The sequence below is a fragment of the Neorhizobium sp. 2083 genome, from assembly GCF_031455615.1.
GTDB lineage: Bacteria > Pseudomonadota > Alphaproteobacteria > Rhizobiales > Rhizobiaceae > Neorhizobium.
The window spans coordinates 222,460-241,444 of record NZ_JAVDTC010000006.1; the positions used below are offsets into that span (position 1 = coordinate 222,460).

21 protein-coding genes are annotated in these 18,985 nt (G+C 62.6%); 11 read left to right on the forward strand and 10 right to left on the reverse strand.

Translation table 11 applies throughout. The features are described 5' to 3' along the window. Positions 1 to 301 precede the first annotated feature (301 nt). Positions 302 to 1,504 (forward strand): GGDEF domain-containing protein, encoded by a 1,203-nt coding sequence (locus tag J2X76_RS22850; protein WP_310219612.1) that lies wholly within the window; start codon positions 302 to 304, stop codon positions 1,502 to 1,504. An 18-nt stretch (positions 1,505 to 1,522) separates the two neighbouring features. On the opposite strand, the gene J2X76_RS22855 is transcribed toward J2X76_RS22850, so the two are convergent. The 5 genes from J2X76_RS22855 to ccmA all read right to left on the reverse strand — a co-directional run bounded on the left by J2X76_RS22855 (position 1,523) and on the right by ccmA (position 4,780). Beyond that, on the reverse strand, positions 1,523 to 2,125 hold the full coding sequence (locus tag J2X76_RS22855) for a DsbE family thiol:disulfide interchange protein (protein ID WP_310219614.1): 603 nt from the start codon (positions 2,123 to 2,125) through the stop codon (positions 1,523 to 1,525). After that, the gene (gene ccmD / locus J2X76_RS22860) at positions 2,122 to 2,307 is read right to left on the reverse strand and encodes a heme exporter protein CcmD (protein WP_310219615.1); all 186 of its coding nucleotides are present in this window, start codon (positions 2,305 to 2,307) and stop codon (positions 2,122 to 2,124) included. Before ccmD ends, J2X76_RS22855 begins: the two co-directional genes overlap by 4 nt. Before the next feature lie 5 nt (positions 2,308 to 2,312). Then, positions 2,313 to 3,083, reverse strand: coding sequence for a heme ABC transporter permease (locus J2X76_RS22865; RefSeq protein ID WP_113126847.1), 771 nt, complete (start codon positions 3,081 to 3,083; stop codon positions 2,313 to 2,315). Positions 3,084 to 3,171: 88 nt separating this feature from the next. Further along, positions 3,172 to 3,831, reverse strand: coding sequence for a heme exporter protein CcmB (ccmB, locus tag J2X76_RS22870; protein ID WP_310219617.1), 660 nt, complete (start codon positions 3,829 to 3,831; stop codon positions 3,172 to 3,174). Between the two features lie 304 nt (positions 3,832 to 4,135). After that, positions 4,136 to 4,780, reverse strand: a complete 645-nt coding sequence (gene ccmA, locus J2X76_RS22875) for a heme ABC exporter ATP-binding protein CcmA (RefSeq protein WP_310219619.1) — start codon at positions 4,778 to 4,780, stop codon at positions 4,136 to 4,138. Between the two features lie 53 nt (positions 4,781 to 4,833). Here ccmA and J2X76_RS22880 point away from each other — a divergent pair, with 53 nt between their 5' ends. The 5 genes from J2X76_RS22880 to J2X76_RS22900 all read left to right on the forward strand — a co-directional run bounded on the left by J2X76_RS22880 (position 4,834) and on the right by J2X76_RS22900 (position 10,310). Further along, entirely contained in the window at positions 4,834 to 5,058 is a 225-nt protein-coding gene (locus J2X76_RS22880) for a hypothetical protein (protein ID WP_113126850.1), read from the forward strand. Further along, entirely contained in the window at positions 5,051 to 7,744 is a 2,694-nt protein-coding gene (acnA, locus tag J2X76_RS22885) for an aconitate hydratase AcnA (RefSeq protein ID WP_310219621.1), read from the forward strand. The genes J2X76_RS22880 and acnA overlap by 8 nt, the downstream gene beginning before the upstream one ends. A 199-nt stretch (positions 7,745 to 7,943) precedes the next feature. Further along, positions 7,944 to 8,681: a sulfite exporter TauE/SafE family protein gene (locus tag J2X76_RS22890; protein WP_310219622.1), complete on the forward strand. Its 738-nt coding sequence runs from the start codon at positions 7,944 to 7,946 to the stop codon at positions 8,679 to 8,681. Positions 8,682 to 8,877: 196 nt separating this feature from the next. Continuing rightward, the gene (locus J2X76_RS22895; protein ID WP_113131601.1) at positions 8,878 to 9,627 is read left to right on the forward strand and encodes a thioredoxin family protein; all 750 of its coding nucleotides are present in this window, start codon (positions 8,878 to 8,880) and stop codon (positions 9,625 to 9,627) included. Between the two features lie 293 nt (positions 9,628 to 9,920). Then, entirely contained in the window at positions 9,921 to 10,310 is a 390-nt protein-coding gene (locus J2X76_RS22900) for a DUF2794 domain-containing protein (RefSeq protein ID WP_113131600.1), read from the forward strand. A gap of 24 nt (positions 10,311 to 10,334) precedes the next feature. On the opposite strand, the gene J2X76_RS22905 is transcribed toward J2X76_RS22900, so the two are convergent. From J2X76_RS22905 to J2X76_RS22920, 4 genes are all read right to left on the reverse strand, one after another. Further along, entirely contained in the window at positions 10,335 to 10,892 is a 558-nt protein-coding gene (locus J2X76_RS22905) for an N-acetyltransferase family protein (protein WP_310219624.1), read from the reverse strand. A gap of 106 nt (positions 10,893 to 10,998) precedes the next feature. Continuing rightward, a complete protein-coding gene (locus J2X76_RS22910) occupies positions 10,999 to 11,781 on the reverse strand; it encodes a Bax inhibitor-1/YccA family protein (RefSeq protein WP_113131598.1) in 783 nt (260 codons plus the stop codon). A 234-nt stretch (positions 11,782 to 12,015) separates the two neighbouring features. Further along, the gene (locus J2X76_RS22915; protein ID WP_310219627.1) at positions 12,016 to 14,559 is read right to left on the reverse strand and encodes an ABC transporter permease; all 2,544 of its coding nucleotides are present in this window, start codon (positions 14,557 to 14,559) and stop codon (positions 12,016 to 12,018) included. Next, positions 14,556 to 15,269: an ABC transporter ATP-binding protein gene (locus tag J2X76_RS22920; RefSeq protein ID WP_113129330.1), complete on the reverse strand. Its 714-nt coding sequence runs from the start codon at positions 15,267 to 15,269 to the stop codon at positions 14,556 to 14,558. The genes J2X76_RS22915 and J2X76_RS22920 overlap by 4 nt, the downstream gene beginning before the upstream one ends. Positions 15,270 to 15,346: 77 nt before the next feature. Here J2X76_RS22920 and J2X76_RS22925 point away from each other — a divergent pair, with 77 nt between their 5' ends. From J2X76_RS22925 to J2X76_RS22940, 4 genes are all read left to right on the forward strand, one after another. Beyond that, positions 15,347 to 15,997 carry an arylesterase gene (locus J2X76_RS22925; protein ID WP_113285757.1) on the forward strand — a complete coding sequence of 217 codons (651 nt, stop codon included), beginning with the start codon at positions 15,347 to 15,349 and terminating at the stop codon, positions 15,995 to 15,997. A gap of 66 nt (positions 15,998 to 16,063) precedes the next feature. Next, positions 16,064 to 16,654 carry an RNA 2',3'-cyclic phosphodiesterase gene (thpR, locus tag J2X76_RS22930; RefSeq protein ID WP_113129328.1) on the forward strand — a complete coding sequence of 197 codons (591 nt, stop codon included), beginning with the start codon at positions 16,064 to 16,066 and terminating at the stop codon, positions 16,652 to 16,654. 36 nt (positions 16,655 to 16,690) lie between these two features. Beyond that, positions 16,691 to 16,993: a 4a-hydroxytetrahydrobiopterin dehydratase gene (locus tag J2X76_RS22935; protein WP_113129327.1), complete on the forward strand. Its 303-nt coding sequence runs from the start codon at positions 16,691 to 16,693 to the stop codon at positions 16,991 to 16,993. A gap of 55 nt (positions 16,994 to 17,048) precedes the next feature. Beyond that, the gene (locus J2X76_RS22940) at positions 17,049 to 17,459 is read left to right on the forward strand and encodes a YkvA family protein (protein ID WP_113129326.1); all 411 of its coding nucleotides are present in this window, start codon (positions 17,049 to 17,051) and stop codon (positions 17,457 to 17,459) included. A gap of 12 nt (positions 17,460 to 17,471) precedes the next feature. Here J2X76_RS22940 and J2X76_RS22945 read toward each other — a convergent pair whose 3' ends face one another. After that, entirely contained in the window at positions 17,472 to 18,035 is a 564-nt protein-coding gene (locus tag J2X76_RS22945) for a sigma-70 family RNA polymerase sigma factor (RefSeq protein ID WP_113129325.1), read from the reverse strand. Between the two features lie 328 nt (positions 18,036 to 18,363). Between J2X76_RS22945 and J2X76_RS22950 the strand changes: the two genes are divergently transcribed. Beyond that, positions 18,364 to 18,924, forward strand: a complete 561-nt coding sequence (locus J2X76_RS22950; protein WP_113129324.1) for an invasion associated locus B family protein — start codon at positions 18,364 to 18,366, stop codon at positions 18,922 to 18,924. The last annotated feature ends 61 nt before the right edge of the window (positions 18,925 to 18,985 follow it).

Below are 18,985 nucleotides of genomic sequence, written 5' to 3' on the forward strand. Positions count from 1 at the left end.
CAAAAGCAGCCGGGGCAGGCACAGATACCTACCTCCCTTATACCAATACCGCCTGCCCCGTTCCCACACCCGAAACCGCGCCGGAGTGACGTCCGGCGCGGCCAAAGGTGCTTGCGGTCGGAAACGGAAGTCCAGGTCGATGGTCGAAGACGGTCGGCCCGCTCCCGGGGCTCCAGGCGCCCGAATGATACAGCTTTGATCCATGTTTTTAGGGCGACCGGTCAAATTTTCTTAACGACAAACATCTAGATTCCCTCGCCAGCACCGAATGTTCGGGGGGATGTTTTCGTGCGGGGGTCTCATGGAATCGCACGATAACTTCGCCTATCTGCTGCCGTTCATCTTTTTCGTGTTCGGCTGTACGTTCCTGTTTCTGGCGCGCTGGGGTTCAGCTTCATCTCGATATTGGGGCCTTGGATATATCGGGACGTCGCTGGGCTTTGCCTCGCCGCTCATCCTGACCGCGGCGCCGATTCCTGCCCAGGCCATTGTCTCGAACGGCTTTTTTCTGGCCGGGTTCTTCTTCTACGGCCACGCCTTTCTTGTCCGTTTCGGCCGGCCCCTTCTGGTCACGGAGCGGATGTTATTGTGTGGGGCCGCGTTTCTCGGCATATCCTATCTCATCCTCGTCGAGCGCGACCTGAGGGGAGAGCTGGCGGTCAGCGACATATCCTGCTCGATCCTGCTGATCATCCCGCTGTGGCAGGCCCGCCACCATATCCGGCGGCCGATCGACCGGCTGCTTGCGGTTATGGTCGGATTGGCGGTGGCCGACAACCTCGTCAGGGTGTCGGCTCTCCTGATCCTCACGTCGTCCGAGAGCTACGCATCCCTCGACGACTTTCTGTCCTCCGATTACGCCTTCTTCATGCAGATGACGGCGAGCGTCTTCGGTTTCCTGCTTGCCTTGACGGTGCTCGGCACCGTCATGCTCGATGCGGTGTGGCAGCATCGCCATGCGGCCGAGCATGATCCGCTGACCGACCTCCTCAATCGCCGCGGCTTTGAACGGCTGGTCCCGGATTTCCGCAAGGAGAGTTTCCCCTCCGGCGCAGTCCTGGTCTGCGATATCGACCATTTCAAACTGGTCAACGACCGTTTCGGTCATGCGAGCGGTGATATGGTGATCGTCGGCTTCGCGTCGGCGCTCCGCGACGGATTGCCGGCCGATTCCCTCGTGGCCCGTTTCGGCGGTGAGGAGTTCGTGGCGTTCCTGCCGGGCGCCACGCTTGTTCAGGCTGGCGCATCCTGCAACGCGATCCGGCTGGCCTTTGCCGCGCGCGACTGGCGGGAGGGCGGCGTTGCCCACAGCATCACGGCGAGTTTCGGCGTGTCCTCCACCGCTCGCGGCGATCATTCCATGCATGATGCGATCGGGCGGGCCGACGCCTGTCTTTACGCGGCCAAATCAGCGGGCCGCAACACCGTCGTTCTGGAAGGTCAGCAGACGGAAGGCGCTCCGCCGCAACTCAGGATTGTTTCCGCGTCCGATCTTCGTGCCTGATCGGTTCCCGGCGCCCGATCAGCCCTTGGACGATGCCTTTTCGATCGCCGGCAGGAGGTCCTGGGTCAGGCTGCGCTGATCGAACGGGCCGACGCGCTTGTAGAGGATGGTGCCGTCCGGCCCGACCAGATAACTTTCCGGAATGCCGTAGACGCCCCAGTCGATCGCCGCCTTGCCGTTCGGATCGACGCCGATCGCCTTGTAAGGGTTGCCGAGTTCGCCGAGGAAACGCAGCGCGTTGTCGTTGCGGTCCTTGTAGTTGATGCCGACGATGGTGAGCCGGCTATCGTTTGCCAGTTCCTTGAGGATCGGGTGCTCCTGCCGGCAGGGCACGCACCAGGAGGCGAAGACGTTGACGAGCGTCAGCTTGCCGGCGATGGCGGCCGTCGTCAGGGCCGCGGTGTTGGAGCCTTCGAGCGGCGGAAGCGCCAGCGACGGCGCTTGTCTGCCGATCAGGGCCGAGGGAATGGCCGAGACGTCCCGGCCGTTGACACCCTGGTCGTAGAGCATCTTGCCGGCGACGGCGGCAAAACCGAGGAAGATCACCAGCGGGATCAGCGGCAGCGCATAACGCGCCAGGCTTTTGCGTGCGGCAGGCCGGTTTTCGGTCTCGATGCTCATGCCGTTTCACCCTTGCTCGCGTCATCCTTGCTCTGGGCGGAACGGCGGCGGATGCCGGCGGCTTCGAGCTCGGCCAGTTCCTGCCTGCGGGCGCGGCCATCGAGCCACGTCCAGGCGATCAGACAGAGGATGACCATGGCGGCAACGGCATAGGACATGGAGATATAGAATGTGTGGGTCATGATCTTTAAGCCTCCGACCCGCTCTCACGGCCGGCCAAACGCGCGGCCATACGGCGCTGGGCTGCGACGCGGCGGCGCCAGATCTCGTTGCGCATCGCCATCACATGCAGGGTGAAGAACAGAAGAGTGAAGGCGATCGCCATGATCAGAAGCGGCCAGAGGAATTCCTGGTCGATGGTCGGGCCGCCCATGCGGATGACGCTGGCGGGCTGGTGCAGCGTGTTCCACCAGTCGACCGAGAACTTGATGATCGGAATGTTGACGAAACCGACGAGGATCAGCACGGCCGAGACGCGCGCCGCCCGCGACGGATCGTCCATGGCGCGGTTCAGCGCGATCAGGCCGAGATACATCAGGAAGAGCACGAAGACGGAGGTGAGGCGCGCGTCCCACACCCACCACGTGCCCCACATCGGCCGGCCCCAGAGGGAGCCGGTGGCAAGCGCGATCAGCGTGAAGGCGGCGCCGAGCGGAGCGGCCGCCTTGTGGCTGACGTCGGCGAGCGGATGGCGCCAGACCAGCGTGCCGATCGCCGAAACGGCCATCACCGTGTAGCACATCATCGACAGCCAAGCGGCCGGCACATGCACATACATGATGCGTACCGTCATGCCCTGCTGGTAATCGCCCTCGGTGGCAAAGCTCAGGTAGAGCCCGACCGCAAACAGGATCGCGGTGACGGCCGCCATAAAGGGGAGGAGGCGGGCCGCCAGCGCCAGGAACCGCGTCGGGTTGGCCAGGTCGCTGAACTTGCTGATGGCGAGGCTTTCGGTCATGGACACTTTCTAATCTGCGCGCGGAAAAGCAGCTTGATCCCGGTCAACCCGATCCGATTCAACCTGATCCCAGTCAATCCGATTCTAGTCAATCGCCGGCATTGCGCAACGCCAGTGCCGCGCCGAGCGGACCGAGCACGGCAAAAAACATCGTGATCGCCACCAATATCAAGAAAGGCGGCATAAACGGGGCAGGGTCCTCGACGGCCGCATAGGAAGCGCTGACCCCGAAGATCAGCACGGGGATTGCGAGCGGCAGGACGAGGATCGAGACCAGCAGCCCGCCGCGCGGCAGCGCCACCGCGACGGCCGCGCCGACCGCGCCGATAAAGGTCAACGCCGGCGTGCCGACCAGGAGCGTCAGCATGGTGGCGCCGATCGCCACCTCGTTCATGTTCATGAACAGGCCGAGCAGCGGCGAGGCGATCACCAGCGGCAGGCCGTTGCCAAGCCAGTGGGCGAGGCATTTCATCAGCACGGTCAGGACGAGCGGGTGTTCCTGCATCAGCAGCAAATCGAGCGATCCGTCCTCGCGATCCGTCTGGAACATCCGGTCGAGGCCGAGCAGAGCAGACAGCAGTGCGCCGATCCAGACGATTGCCGGGCCGATGCGGGAAAGAAGGTTGAGATCCGGCCCGACGCCGAACGGGATGACGGCGACGACGGTCATGAAGAAGAGCACACCGATCAGGGCGCCACCGCCGGCGCGGACGGAAAGCTTGAGATCGCGGAGGAGCAGGGCGGTCATCGGCGGGCGCTCCGTGTCCGGGGTTTACCCCGCTCCGCCCTGCCGGGCGTCTCCTCCAACTCCGTTCCCGTCATCCTCGGGCCTGACCCGAGGACCCACTTTTCGTGCGGGAAGGCGTCGATCGGGTCTGGCTGGCCAAATGCGGATGCATGGATCCTCGGGTCAAGCCCGAGGATGACGGCGAGAGGGCGGCGGCTGACGGCGAGCCCTGGGATGATGCTGGGTATGAGAGCGACTGGCCGATCTCCCCCCTTGAGGGGGAGATGCCCGGCAGGGCAGAGGGGGGTAGCCACGGGCAGGACGATCACCACCTCTCCTCCCCCACGCCCGCAAATCCTGTCATCTTCAGTTCCCTTGCATTCTCCAGTCCCAGCGGCTGGTGAGTCGCCGCCAGCACGATGCCACCGGTCGCCAGATGCGCATTGATCAGCCCCGTGAACACCCCCTCCGCGCTCACATCCAGCGCCGCGGTCGGCTCATCGAGGATCCACACCGGGCGATACGCGACCAGCAGCTTGGCGAACGCCATGCGGCGCTGCTGGCCGGCGGAGAGATAACCGAAGGGCAGGTGGATGATCCCCCCGAGGCCGACGGCGTCGGCGGCCTCGCCAGGGGAGATGCCCTCGCCGCCATCAACGTCGCCGAAAAACTCCTTCCAGAAGGAGAGGTTCTCCGACACCGTCAGTTCCGCCTTCATCGCGTTGCGATGGCCGAGATAGTGGCAGGCCTCGGCGGCGCGCATGCCCGATTCGGCCTTGTCCGAAATCCATGTGACGCGGCCCGTTTCCGGGCGCAGCAATCCGGCGACGACCCGTAGCAGGGTCGATTTTCCCGACCCGTTGCGACCGGTAAGGACGAGGCTTTCACCGGCTCCGAGGGTAAAGGAGATATCCGTGAAAATCAGGTCTTCGCCGCGTCTTGCGCTCAGGTTTTCGGCGACAAGCCGCATGCTGGAGACCTTCATTAAGATTTTAATCATCGCGTTCCGAAAATTTATTCGGAATGGGCGCCAAGCGTCTGGAACCCTTCTTAGAAATTATCTATAAGCACTGCAACCACGCCAGCGGCCGGCGTGATTTCAATCTTCCGCCGGACCTGAAGATCGCAAAAAAATCTTCTCGTGCGGACAGCGGAAATGGTCGTACCCGCATCCTGATGTGCATGAAGTGCATAGGCGTCCGCACGCGCGTGTTGGCTCTTTATCAGCGGGGTTTATTCCGTGGCTAAATCACTCGACAGCTTCAATTGTCGCTCCGTCCTTACCGTAGGCGGTAAGGACTATGTCTACTACAGCCTTCCGAAAGCCGAGCAGAATGGTCTGCCGGGCGTTTCGAAGCTGCCCTTCTCCATGAAGGTGCTGCTCGAAAACCTGCTGCGTTTCGAAGACGGTCAGTCGGTCACCAAGGAACAGATCCTCTCGGTTGCCGAGTGGCTGAACAACAAGGGCCTGACCGAGGCTGAAATCGCCTACCGTCCGGCCCGCGTGCTGATGCAGGACTTCACCGGCGTTCCGGCCGTCGTTGACCTCGCGGCCATGCGCGACGGCATCAAGGCTCTCGGCGGCGATCCGGAAAAGATCAACCCGCTCGTTCCGGTCGATCTCGTCATTGACCACTCCGTCATCGTCGATGAATTCGGCACACCGACGGCTTTCGCCAAGAACGTCGAGCTGGAATACCAGCGTAACGGCGAGCGCTATCGCTTCCTCAAGTGGGGCCAGCAGGCATTCAAGAATTTTCGCGTGGTCCCGCCCGGTACGGGCATCTGCCACCAGGTGAATTTCGAATATCTCGGCCAGACCGTCTGGACCAACGAGGAAGACGGCGAAGTGACCGCTTACCCGGACACCTGCGTCGGCACCGATTCGCACACCACGATGATCAACGGCCTTGGCGTTCTCGGCTGGGGCGTCGGCGGTATCGAAGCCGAAGCCTCGATGCTCGGCCAGCCGGTCTCCATGCTGCTGCCCGAGGTCATCGGCTTCAAGCTGACCGGCAAGCTCAAGGAAGGCGTCACCGCGACCGACCTCGTGCTCACCGTCGTGCAGATGCTGCGCAAGAAGGGCGTGGTTTCCAAGTTCGTCGAATTCTTCGGCCCGGGCATGGACAACATGCCGGTCGCGGACCGCGCGACGATCGGCAATATGGGTCCGGAATACGGCGCGACCTGCGGCTTCTTCCCGGTCGACGCCGAAACCGTCAACTATCTCAACATGTCCGGCCGCACCAAGGAGCGCATCGCGCTCGTCGAAGCCTATTCGAAGGCGCAAGGCATGTGGCGTGACAATGACGGTTCCGACCTCGTCTTCACCGACACGCTCGAACTCGACCTTAACGACGTCGTCCCGTCGATGGCCGGCCCGAAGCGTCCGGAAGGCCGCATCCCGCTCGAAAAGATCGCTTCCGGTTTCGCCGGTTCGCTGGAAGGCGAATACAAGAAGCCCGGCCAGCTTTCCAACCGCTATGCGGTCGAAGGCACGGATTTCGATCTCGGCCATGGCGACGTGGCGATTGCCGCCATCACGTCATGCACCAACACGTCCAATCCGTCGGTTCTGATCGCCGCCGGTCTGCTGGCCCGCAACGCGGTTGCCAAGGGCCTGAAGTCCGCTCCGTGGGTCAAGACGTCGCTGGCACCGGGATCCCAGGTCGTCGGCGAATACCTCGCCAAGTCCGGCCTGCAGGAATCGCTTGACGCGCTTGGCTTCAACCTCGTCGGCTTCGGCTGCACGACCTGCATCGGCAATTCCGGCCCGCTGCCGGCGCCGATCTCCAAGACGATCAACGACAAGGGCCTCATCGTTTCGGGCGTGCTTTCGGGCAACCGCAACTTCGAAGGCCGTATCTCGCCGGATGTCCAGGCCAACTACCTCGCTTCGCCGCCGCTCGTCGTCGCTTACGCGCTGGCCGGCACGGTGCAGAAGGATCTGACTGCCGAGCCTCTCGGCATCGGCAGCGACGGCAATCCTGTCTTCCTCAAGGACGTCTGGCCGACCTCTGCAGAAGTGCAGGAGTTCATCCAGAAATACGTCACCCGCGAATTGTTCGAATCCAAGTATGCGGACGTGTTCAAGGGCGATGCGAACTGGCAGGCCGTCCAGGTTCCGGCGGGCGAAACCTATGCGTGGGACGACAAGTCGACCTACGTGCAGAACCCGCCATACTTCGTTGGCATGGGCAAGAAGGGCGCAGGCCTGAAGAACATCAAGGGCGCCCGCGTCCTCGGTCTCTTCGGCGACAAGATCACCACCGACCACATTTCCCCGGCCGGTTCGATCAAGGCTGCTTCTCCGGCCGGTGCCTATCTGACCGAAAACGGCGTCGCCGTCGCGGACTTCAACCAGTACGGCACGCGCCGTGGCAACCATGAAGTCATGATGCGCGGCACCTTCGCCAACATCCGCATCCGCAACCACATGCTCGGCCCGAACGGCAAGGAAGGTGGCTACACCATCCACTATCCGTCCAAGGAAGAGATGTCGATCTATGACGCGGCCATGAAGTACAAGGACGAGGGCACCCCGCTCGTCATCTTCGCCGGTGTCGAATACGGCAACGGTTCGTCGCGCGACTGGGCCGCGAAGGGCACTAACCTTCTCGGCGTCAAGGCGGTCATCGCCCAGTCCTTCGAGCGTATCCACCGCTCGAACCTGGTCGGCATGGGCGTCGTTCCCTTCGTCTTCGAAGAGGGCACGACCTGGGCCAGCCTCGACCTCAAGGGTGATGAAACCGTCACCATCGAAGGCCTCGAAGGCGATATCAAGCCGCGCGAATGGAAGATCGCCAAGATCACCTATGGCGACGGCACGGTGAAGGAAATCAACATCCTTTGCCGCATCGATACGCTCGACGAGGTCATCTACATGAACAACGGCGGCATCCTGCAGACCGTTCTGCGCGATCTGGCTGCCTAAGTGACGAACGCCGCCCGCAGGCTTAGCCTGCGGGCCACCAATTTCTCCACGAGAGTTACGCTGCCCCTCACCCTAGCCCTCTCCCCGCACGCGGGGAGAGGGGACTTCAGAGTTTGCGGCTCGTACCTTCTCCCCGCGAGCGGGGAGAAGGTGCCGGCAGGCGGATGAGGGGCAGTTCCAACACATAAGGTCCCGTGCCTTGACCGTCGTCATCCTCACCGGAATGGCCGTCACCGTTTTCCTGACATCGCTGCTTTCGGGAATCTTCGGCATGGCGGGCGGACTGATCCTGCTCTGGGTGCTGCTTTTTCTCTTTCCCGTCGGCACCGCGATCGCCATCCACGGCGTCATCCAGATGGTATCGAACGGGTCGCGCGCCTGGTTTTCCCGCGCCTATATCGACTACCGCATTCTCGGCATCCTCTGCCTCGGTCTCATCATCTCCAGCGTCATCCTGCTGATCGTCGACTACCAGCCGGACCTGATCGTCGTGTCGATCGCGATTGGGCTGATGCCGATCCTTGTCTGGATGCCGGTGTCGAAGCTGAGGCTCGATGCCTCGAAGCCGCTGCATGCGCTGGTCTGCGGGTTGATCGCCGGGGCGCTGACGGTCGGCGTCGGCGTGTCGGGGCCGACGATCGACATCTTCTTCATCCGCACCACGATGGACCGGCGCAAGGTGATCGCCACCAAGGCGGCGGTACAGGTCGCCTCGCATGCGACGAAGGTGGTGTTCTACTGGAATGCGGCCTCGCAGCTGCCGACCACCGAGTGGATCGCGGTGCTGGTGGCGGCGCCGGTTGCCATACTCGGGGCGCGGGCGGGCAATGACATCCTGCAGAGGATGACCGACCAGAATTTCCGCGCCTGGACGCGCTGGATCGTCACCGGTGTCGGTGCCGTTTATTTTACTCAAGGGTTGCTCAAACTGATTTGACCCGGGCGCGTTTTTCGCAAAATTTGGCACCCGACGAAACGCATTCGGGAAACCGATCAATTATCCGCTCTTCACCCCTTCGTGACTTTCTCTTGAAGGTTCCCGGTGGTTACTTTCCGCCATCCAGTGCGTTAGGCCCTTGATCGCCGCGAGCAATCGTGGATAACAGTTGCCCTGATAAAAAGGTCTGCCACCCATGCCCTTTCGTTTTCGCTCCGTAATCCTCGTTGCGGGCCTGGTCTATGCCGGCGCCGCATTTGCGGGGGAGGTCAGGGCGCCGAAGGGCGTGATCGAGCTTTTCACGTCTCAAGGATGCTCCTCCTGTCCGCCGGCCGATGCCGCGCTCGGCGAGCTTGTGGCCCAGGGCGACATGGTCGTGCTCTCCTATCACGTCGATTACTGGAACTACCTCGGCTGGACCGACACGCTGAGCTCGAAGGAGAATACGGAGCGGCAATATGGTTATGCCAAGTCGCTCGGGCGCAGCGGCGTCTACACTCCCCAGGTCGTCATCAACGGCCGCGACCACGTCAAGGGCACCGATCTCGCCGTCATCAACGACAAGGTGAAGACGCTTAGCCAGAACGGCAAGGGGCTCGACGTTCCGGTCACCGCGGCGATGCGCGGCGACGAGATCGAGATCGAGATCGACGCCGGCAAGGGACAGGCGGACGTCGTCGTCGCCTATTTCACCAAACGCCAGCAGGTGGATGTCACCAAGGGCGAAAACAGCGGCAAGACAATGGAATACTGGCACGCCGTTTACGACGTGCAGTCGGTCGGCACATGGAACGGCCAGAGCATGAAGCTGACCTTGCCGGGCAAGCTGATGGGCAAGTCGAAGAAGGATGGCTGCGCGATCCTGCTGCAGGCGTCGGGGCCGGGCGGCGAGCCGGGCGCCATCCTCGGCGCCACCGTGCTGATGGCGGGCCGCAAGAAATACTGACCGCTGGCGTGGTTCAAAGCTTGCCGGACTGTCGTGATTGATTGTTGGCGGCCCGATCCAATAACATTGGGGGGCTGGGGGTAAGGGTCAATGCGACCAGACCGGGCCATATGGCGCAGAAAAACGGCGCCAACCAACGCCATCAATCTCGCTTCGAAATCGGGCGCTCTTTTGTTCGAAATGGGGCAAGAATAAAATCGTCCGGTTCACCGCCGGCGGGATTGCGGGGTTGATTTTTACCGCCTCTCGGGCACACTGTCATATCTCTGACATTTGACGATTTGGGAGTCTTGATGACAGATCAGCCGGATTTGCCGGGGGGACAGAGACCCCAGGACACAGCCGTTGTCGTCGATCTCAGTGATTATCGGCAAAACCGCGATCCAGCACCGGTCACCTTCCACCGGCGGGAACTCGATGCGATATTAAGGATTTACGGCCGCATGGTCGGCGAAGGAGAGTGGAAGGACTACGCGATCGATCACCTGAAGGATCGGGCGGTGTTCTCCATCTTCAAGCGCTCCGGCGAAGCGCCGCTTTTCCGGATCGAGAAGGACCCGAAACTCGCCGCCAGGCAGGGTGCCTATTCGGTGATAAACACTCACGGGATGATCCTGAAGCGCGGCCACGAGCTGCCGCAGGTGCTGAAAGTGTTCGACAAGGTGCTGAAGCTGATCGACTGAGGCGGCCCGTTATCCGCCGATCCGCTATTCGGTAAACAGCGAGCCGGGATAGGCTGCCGGATCCGGATCGGTTTCATTGCCTTCGCCAAGGGTTGCTTGCATCAGCACCGTATCCTGCCATTTCCCGTGCTTGAAGCCGGTGCCTTTCAACGTGCCGGTCAGCTCGAAGCCGAGGCCGCGGTGGAGCGCCACGGAGGCCGGGCTCGCGCCGCCGATGACGGCGACCATCTGGCGAAAACCGAGCTTCTCGCAACGCACCAGCAGCTCTTTGAGCAGCGCCTTGCCGACGCCCTTGCCGCGCGCTTCGGGCGCGAGGTAGATCGAATCCTCGACCAGCCAGCGATAGGCGGGGCGGGTGCGGAAGGCCGACGCGTAGGCGTAACCGAGAAGCGTGCCGTCTTCCTGTTCCGCCGCGATATAGGGATAGCCCTTGGCCCGGATCGCCTCGAAACGGCCGGTCATCTCGATCTCGTCCGGCGGAGTGATCTCGTAGCTTGCGGTGCCGTTCAGCACGCTGTCGCGATAGATTTCGGTGATAGTGGGAAGATCGGCGGGGGATGCGTCGCGCAGATGAAATGTCATTGATATTGAGGCCTTCGAAAGAATGGCCAAGCCTATGCTGCGGCGCGAAGCGGGGCAACAAAAAAGGCGGCCCGGAGGCCGCCTTTTCCTGTTCGTATTCCTCGAATTAGTTGTTCCGGTTGCCCAGGAACTGCAGGAGGAACGTGAAGAGATTGATGAAGTCGAGGTAAAGGGTCAGTGCACCCATGATGGCCTTGCGGCCAGCAACCGCGACGTCGTCGCCGTCAAAATACATTTCCTTGATCTTCTGCGTGTCGTAGGCGGTGAGGCCTGCGAAGATCAGAACGCCGATGACCGAGATCGCCCAGGCGAGCGGGGCGGAACCCAGGAAGATGTTGACGATCGAAGCGATGATCAGGCCGAACAGGCCCATGATCAGGAACGAACCCATGCCCGACAGGCTTCTCTTCGTCGTGTAGCCGTAAAGCGACAGCGCGCCGAAGGACGCAGCGGTGATGAAGAACGTCTGCACGATGCTCTGGGCGGTGTAGACCAGGAAGATCGACGACAGCGAGAGACCCATCAGAGCGGCATAGCCCCAGAAGGTGGCCTGTGCCGAGCTGACGCTCATCTTATGAACGCGGAAGCTCAGGAAGAACACCACTGCGAGCGGTGCGAGCATGACGACCCAGCGAAGCGGCGAACCGTAGATCGCAGCGCCAAGGCTGGTCAGCAGGATGCCGTTCGGAAGCCGGGCGACAGCTGCGGCTGCATCCGTCGTCGTTGCGAGGGCCGAGATACCATAGGCGGCGATACCGGTGATGGCCAAGCCGACAGCCATCAGGTTGTAGACCTTGAGCATATAGGCGCGCAGGCCCTCATCGATCATCGCGCCGGACTGGGCGCGACCCTGCGCCGCCCGGGTCTGGTAGTTGTTAAAGTCAGCCATTGTTTCCTCTTTAAGCTCCGGAATTATTCACGGTGTCGGGCCCCCTTTTTTACGGACCCAGGCGCCGCTGCGGAGCTCCAGCAAGCCTGCGCATAAATATGATGCGAGATCGCTTGACATACAAGAGGTGCGGCAAGCGAAAAACGCAAGCCATGGGCGCTATTTAGCAACCTATGGGACGCTCTGACGGGAATTTGATCCGTGAGTTAACGCAAAATACCACCTTGGCGCGAATTAGAGCTCGCGGAGCACCGGTGCGGCTTTCTGGCCCAATATCCGCCAGGTGCCGGCAAGGCCTATCCCGACCGTCAGGACCAGCGAAACGGCGAGTGTCAGCACCGCCACATCGGGCAGAAAGACCGATTGCAGCCGCATGATCCGGCTGACGATGAACCAGGCGGAGAGGCCTCCGGCGACGAGCGCAAAGAGCGCGGTCGCGGCACCGAGGATCAGGTATTCGTAGCTGAAGGCGCGCATCAGCATGCTGCGCGTGCCGCCGAGCGTCTTCAGGATCACCGCGTCATGGGTGCGTGCCCGGTTGCCGGCCGCAAGCGCGCCGGCGAGCACCAGCACGGAGGCGATCAGCGCAACCGCGGCCGCCGCCCGGATCGCCGTCGCAAGCTGGCCGACGAGCTGGTCGACGATGTCGATCGCGTCCTTCACTCTGACGCTGGTGATGGTCGGATAGGCGTTGGTGACGGAGCGCAGGATCGAGGCTTCCTGAGGGGCGGTGGCCTTGGGGTCGCTCAGCGTTGCGAGCCAGGCATGCGGCGCGCCGCGGAAAGTGTTGGGCGAAAAGATCATCACGAAATTGATCGACAGCGATTCCCACTGCACCGTGCGGAAATTGGCGATGCGGGCGGTGATGTTGCGGCCGAGTACGTTGACGGTGACGGTGTCGCCGAGTTTCAGGCCGAGTTCGCCGGCCTCGTTCGCCGAGAAGGATACGAGCGGTTCGCCGGTATAGTTGTCGCCCCACCACTGGCCCGCTGTCAGCGCCGAGTTGGAAGGCAGCTTGTCCTCGTAGGTGATGCCGCGGTCGCCGCGCAGCACCCAGCGGCCGGCCGGCGGTACGCTCATCTGGGTCACGTCCTTACCGTTGAAGGCAAGAATTCGTCCGCGCAGCATCGGCACCTGGGTGATCGTACCTTCCGGCGCCTGCTGTTTCAGGATGTTGACGAAGCCTTCTCGCTCCGACCCCTGGATGTCCACGAAGAAGAAATTCGGGGCCTTTTCTGCGATGCTGCCGGTCAGCTGACGGCGCATGTTGCCGTCGATCAGGGCGAGCGTCACCAGCAGGGCAAGGCCCAGACCAAGCGACAGCACGACCGACGGCGTCAGCGCGCCGGGCCGGTGGATATTGCCGATCGCCAATCTCAGCGCCGGCGAGTTGACCCGCGGGCTTCTCCTGGCAAGGGCGGCGATCAGTGCCGCGACGAGGCGCAGCAGTACGAAGGCACCGGCGACGGCGGCGAGGAAGACGGAGGCGATGAAGCGCTCTTCCGCCGAGACGATCGCAAGCGCCGCGAGGGCCGCGAGCGCCACACCCGCGGCGAGGAGATAGGGCCAGGAGGGAAGGCGCGTGTTGTCGAAACTCTGTTCGCGGAAGAGCGCGGTTGCCGGCACTTCGCGGGCATGGCCGAGCGGCAGGACGGCGAAGGCGAAGGTGATGAGGATGCCGAACAGGGCGGCCAGCGCCAGCGCCGACGGATAGAAGGTCACTTCCTTCGGAACCGGCAGCACGCCTTCCAGGAATTGCAGCGCCACGAAGGGCGAGATGGCGCCGATGACGAGACCGATCAGGATGCCGACGACCGCGAGCAGCATGATCTGGATCAGATAGATCATCGTCACCACCGAGGCAGGCGCCCCGAGGCATTTGAAGGTGGCGATCGTGGTGCGCTTGGCGTCGAGGAAGGCGCGCACCGCATTGGCGACGCCAACGCCGCCGACGATCAATGCGGTCAGCCCGACCAGCGTCAGGAATTGCGAGAAACGATCGACGTTTTCGGTCAGCGAGGGGGCGGCGCGGTCGCTGGTGCGGATGGACCAGCCGGCGCTCGGGAATTCGCGGTTGGCGCGGGCGGCGAGCGTCGAGCGGATCGAAGGCTCGTCGAGCCGGATCTTGTAGGCATGTTCGACGAGGCTGCCGGTGGTGATCAGGCCGGATGCGGCGAGTGCCTCGCGGCTGACGATCAGGCGGGGTGCAAAACCGAAGCCTTCAGAGAGCGCGTCGGGCTCGGTGGTGATCGTGCCCCGCAATGTCAGCCGGGCATTGCCGAGCAAAAGCTGGTCGCCGTCCTTGAGGCCGAGGCGTTCCAGCAGCAGCGGCGCCGCGAGCACGCCGAAAGTGTCTCCCTGCCGGGCAAGAAGATCGGGCAGCGGCGCGGAAGGCTCGGCGCCGAAACTGCCATAGAGTGGATAGGCGTCGTCCACCGCCTTCACCTCGACCAGCGCCTGCTCGGAGCCATCGGGCTTGCGTGCCATGGAGCGCAGGCCGGTGGAGACGGAAACCTTGCCGAGGCTCGCCAGGAACGCGCGTTCCTGGTCGGTGGCTTCACGGTTGTTCAATTCGAAACGGATATCGGCGGCAAGGATTTCCTGGCCCTGCGAGGCGATTGCGCCGGTGATCGCCCGCGATACGGAATTGACGGCCGCGATCGCCCCGGTGCCGAGCGCGATGCAGGCAAGGAAGATGTAGAAGCCGGCGAGCCCGCCGCGCATCTCGCGCAGCGCCAGGCGGAAGGAAATCGAGAGGCGCGGAAAGGCCTGCCTCATGCGGAGACCGCCTGAACCGGGTGATGGGCGGCGGCGCTGTCGCCGACGATCTCGCCGGAGCGGACGCGGATCTGGCGCGAGCAGCGGGCGGCGAGCGCGTTGTCATGGGTGACGAGCAGCATGGTCATGCCACGCTCGGCCTGTTTCGAGAACAACAGGTCGGCGATCTGCCGGCCGGTCTCGGTGTCGAGATTGCCGGTCGGTTCGTCGGCGATCAGCACCGAGGGCGAGGGGGCCAGCGCCCGGGCGATCGCCACGCGCTGCTGCTCGCCGCCGGAAAGCTGGCCGGGATAGTGGCTCAGCCGTTCGCCGAGGCCGACGGCGGTCAGTTCGCGCCGGGCGATGTCGAAGGCGTCCTTCACATTAGCGAGTTCGAGCGGCACGGCGACGTTTTCGAGCGCCGTCATGTTGGCGATCAGGTGGAAGGACTGGAAGACGATGCCGATATTGCGGCCGCGGAAATCGGCGAGCCTGTCTTCGGACAGGGAATGAAGGGGAGCGCCGTTGATGACGATTTCGCCGCTGTCGAGGCGTTCGAGGCCGGCCAGCACCATCAGAAGGGTCGACTTGCCGGAACCCGAAGGCCCGACGATGCCGACGGCTTCGCCCGCGTGGATGTCCAGGTCGATCTGCTTTAGCACATGCACCGAGGCCGCCGCGCTGCCGAGCGTCAGATCGGCTTTCTTCAGCGTGATGATGGTTTTAGTCAAATCGAACCGTCCTATATTAGGCGTGAAGCGTAACCCGAACACCGCGTGGCGGTAGCGCTCAATCTAGGAGACGGATCGTGAGTTTTAAAGCAAGCCTGCTTCACTTCATTGTCATGTCCGGGCTGGCACTGGCGGCCTTGCCGGCCGCGGCGCAGGACCGGGCGATCCAGCTCGTCGGTTTCGGCGACAGCCTGATGGCGGGTTACCAGCTTGCGCCTTCCGAATCCTATACCGCCCAGCTCGAGGCGGCGTTGAAGGCCAAGGGCGAGAATATCGTGGTCACCAATGCCGGCGTTTCGGGCGATACGACGGCGGGGGGCTTGTCCCGCATCGACTGGTCGGTGCCCGACGGCACGGATGGCGTGATCCTCGAACTCGGCGCCAACGACGCGCTGCGCGGCATCTCTCCCGATCAGTCTGAGAAGAACCTCGATGCGATCCTGGCGCGGCTGAAGGAGCGGAAGATCCCGGTCTTCCTGGTCGGCATCCTGGCGCCGCCGAACATGGGCGGCGATTATGCCGAGAAGTTCAACCCGATCTACAAGCGGCTGGCCGACAAATACGCGGTGCCGCTCTATCCATTTTTCCTCGATGGGGTCGCGACCATTTCCAGCCTGCAGCTCTCCGACGGCATGCATCCCAATGCCAAAGGCGTCGCGGTGATGGTCGAAAAGACCGTCGAACCTGTCAAAAGCTTCCTGGGGGCTATTAAGGATACGGGAAAATAACAGCTTGCGCGGAACCCCGTTGCATGATTCGCTGTTAGCATCTGCAAAAGATTCGAGGAGGTCCCTATGCCGAGACTTTTCACCGCCCTCGAAATTCCGCGCAACGTAGCGATGAGCCTGTCTCTCCTGCGCGGAGGGATCCCCGGCGCCCGGTGGATCGACGTGGAGAACTACCACATCACGCTGCGCTTCATCGGCGACGTGGACGGACGCACGGCGGACGAGATCGTCGATCGTCTCGACCGCATCGACCGGCCGGAATTCCAGGCAACGCTGACCGGGATCGGCTCCTTCGGATCGAAGAAACCGCATTCCATCTGGGCCGGCGTTTCGCCCTCGCCGGAAATCTACGCGCTGCAGGCCGAAATCGAACGGATCTGCCAGCGCATCGGCCTGCCGCCGGATCCCCGCAAGTTCACGCCGCATGTGACGCTGGCGCGGCTCAAGAACTGCCGGCTGGACGACGTGGTTCACTACCTCTCCGGTCGCGGCAATTTCCATACCGCTGCCTTTACAGTCCCCCGTTTCGTGCTGCTGTCATCGAAGGAATCGGTCGGTGGCGGGCCGTACCTGACGGAGGAAATCTTCCCGCTGCAGGAGGCAAGCTACGGCAGTGCCTATGCAGGCGAGATGGAGCCGGTGAAGAGCCTCCTTTAAACCCGAAGGAGCCCTTTATCCCGAAGGAGCCTGTCGATGAATTACGAAAAGCTGGACGCGGCCGCCGTCGAGCGCGAACTCGCGACGCTTCAAGGCTGGGAACTGAAGCCTGAAGGCGATGCGATCTTCAAGAGCTTCAAGTTCAAGACCTTCATCGAGGCCTTCGGTTTCATGGCCGAATGCGCACTGTCCGCCGAAAAGCTCAACCACCATCCGGAATGGTCGAACGTCTATTCGCGGGTGGACGTGCTGCTGACCACTCATGATACGAAAAGCCTGACCAACATCGACTTCAAGCTGGCCAGGGCGATGGACAAGGCATCCTTGCGCCGCAATTGAACTTCATGGTCGAGAGCCCATATTGGATGGCACACGTTGAGCGAACGGAGCGACCATGGACGACGTGAAGATCGGTGAAATCCTGCTGCCGGGTGACGTGGACACGCAAGACCGCCGCGAACGGCGGGTGCGTGCCAAGTTCTGGCCGACCCTGAAGCGGGCCGTCCGGCAGGTGCCGTTCAGCCGCGACCTGATCGCCGCCTATTATTGCGCGATCGACCGGCGGACACCGACGCGGGTGCGGGGCGTGCTGCTTGCGGCGCTCGCCTATTTCGTGATGCCGATCGATTTCCTGCCGGACATGTTCGTTCTCGTCGGTTTCACCGACGACGTCGCGGTGCTCGCGGCCGCCTTCCGGATGATCCAGGGACATATCGCCGACCGTCATTACGAGGCCGCCGACCTGGCGCTCATGGACAATCCCGACCTCGCCCCGGACCGCGCCGAGGGCGTGCGCGGCAAATAGTCACGGCCGCCCCTACGGCTCCGCAGAATCGGCAAGAGCCCTTCGAAGACGCTCGAATGCGAGGCGAATTCGCGACTTCACGGTGCCGAGCGGAAGACCGGTAGACGAGGCGATTTCCGAATGGGACTGGCCGAGGAAGAACGCCGCGCGCACCAGTTCCATCTGTTCCCCGGGGATATTGGCAAGGGCCGCGCGCACCTGCGCATCCCGTTCCTCGCCTTCGAAGATCGTGTCGGCGCCGGGCGCCTCGGTGACCAGGTACAGGGGTTCGTAGACGTCCAGCTGCTTGTGCCTTGCCCGGCGTTCCGCATCGATGCGGCGGTTGCGGGCGATGCGGAAAAGCCAGGTGGACAAGGAGGATCGGGTCGGATCGTAGAGGCCGGCGCGGTGCCAGAGAACGGCCATCACCTCCTGGACAAGCTCCTCCGCATCGTCCGGCCGCATCGACCGTTTGACCAGCCAGGATTTCAGACGCGGCGCGAAATAATCGAACAGCTCGGTAAAAGCTGCCTGATCGCGCTCATCGGCCACTGCCCTTACCAAGCCGGCGAAGTGGTCTCTTTCGTCTACATCCATTTACGCTGCGCAAGGTTTCCGATGAGATTCGCGTCATATTCGACCATTCTAATGTCATTGTGAGAGTTAGGAAAAGAACAAACTCTCGCCCCAATCCTTGTGTCACTGATTGACGAAACGCATGGGATTTCTGCTGGTTGGGTCTTTTTCGGTAAATCGGGAGTGCCATTCTCGTGCGCCGGTTGGCCAAGCCAGGGAATTCGGCGGATTCCAATCGTCTGGTTGACGGTTTGGTAACCAGGATCAAGTCAAAATGCACCGAATCAGGATCATGCCTGGCAAGGCTTGCCCGCTCGGGCCGTGGAACGAACAAAACCGGCAGGAGACCATGTCTGTAAGAACAATCGCAACCGCATTGGCAATCTTGGCTGCAAGCTCCGGTCTGGCATCGGCCCAGGCGCCCAAGGCCACCGCCCCGGCCAAGCCCCAGCCGGCCCAGGCAGCGCCTGCAGCCGGACCCACCCGTATCCAGCAATTCAAGGCATGGGGCGCCTATTCCTACAAATCGGGCGCCAGCAACGTCTGCTACGTGCTTTCGGTGCCGACCACCAAGGAACCGGCCAGCGTCGATCACGGCGATATCTTCTTCATCGTCTCGCAGCGGCCCGGCCAGAACATTTCCTATGAGCCCCAGGCCATGGTCGGTTACGTGTTGCAGCCGAATTCCAAGGTGACGGTGACCATCGACAAGAAGAACTTCACGATGTTCACGAAAGACAAGGCGGCATGGGTCGAGAACGCGGCCGAGGAGCCGGCGCTCGTCGCGGCGATGAAGACCGGTCACAACATGAGCGTCAGCGCCGTTTCCGGCCGCGGCACCAAGACCTCCTATGCCTATTCGCTGCAGGGCATCGCGGCGGCGCTGAAGCAGATCGAAACCTGCAAGTAAACGTCTGCTCGCAAGAACAGTCGAAGGCCGGTCCCGTGACCGGCCTTTTGCATTTCTTGAA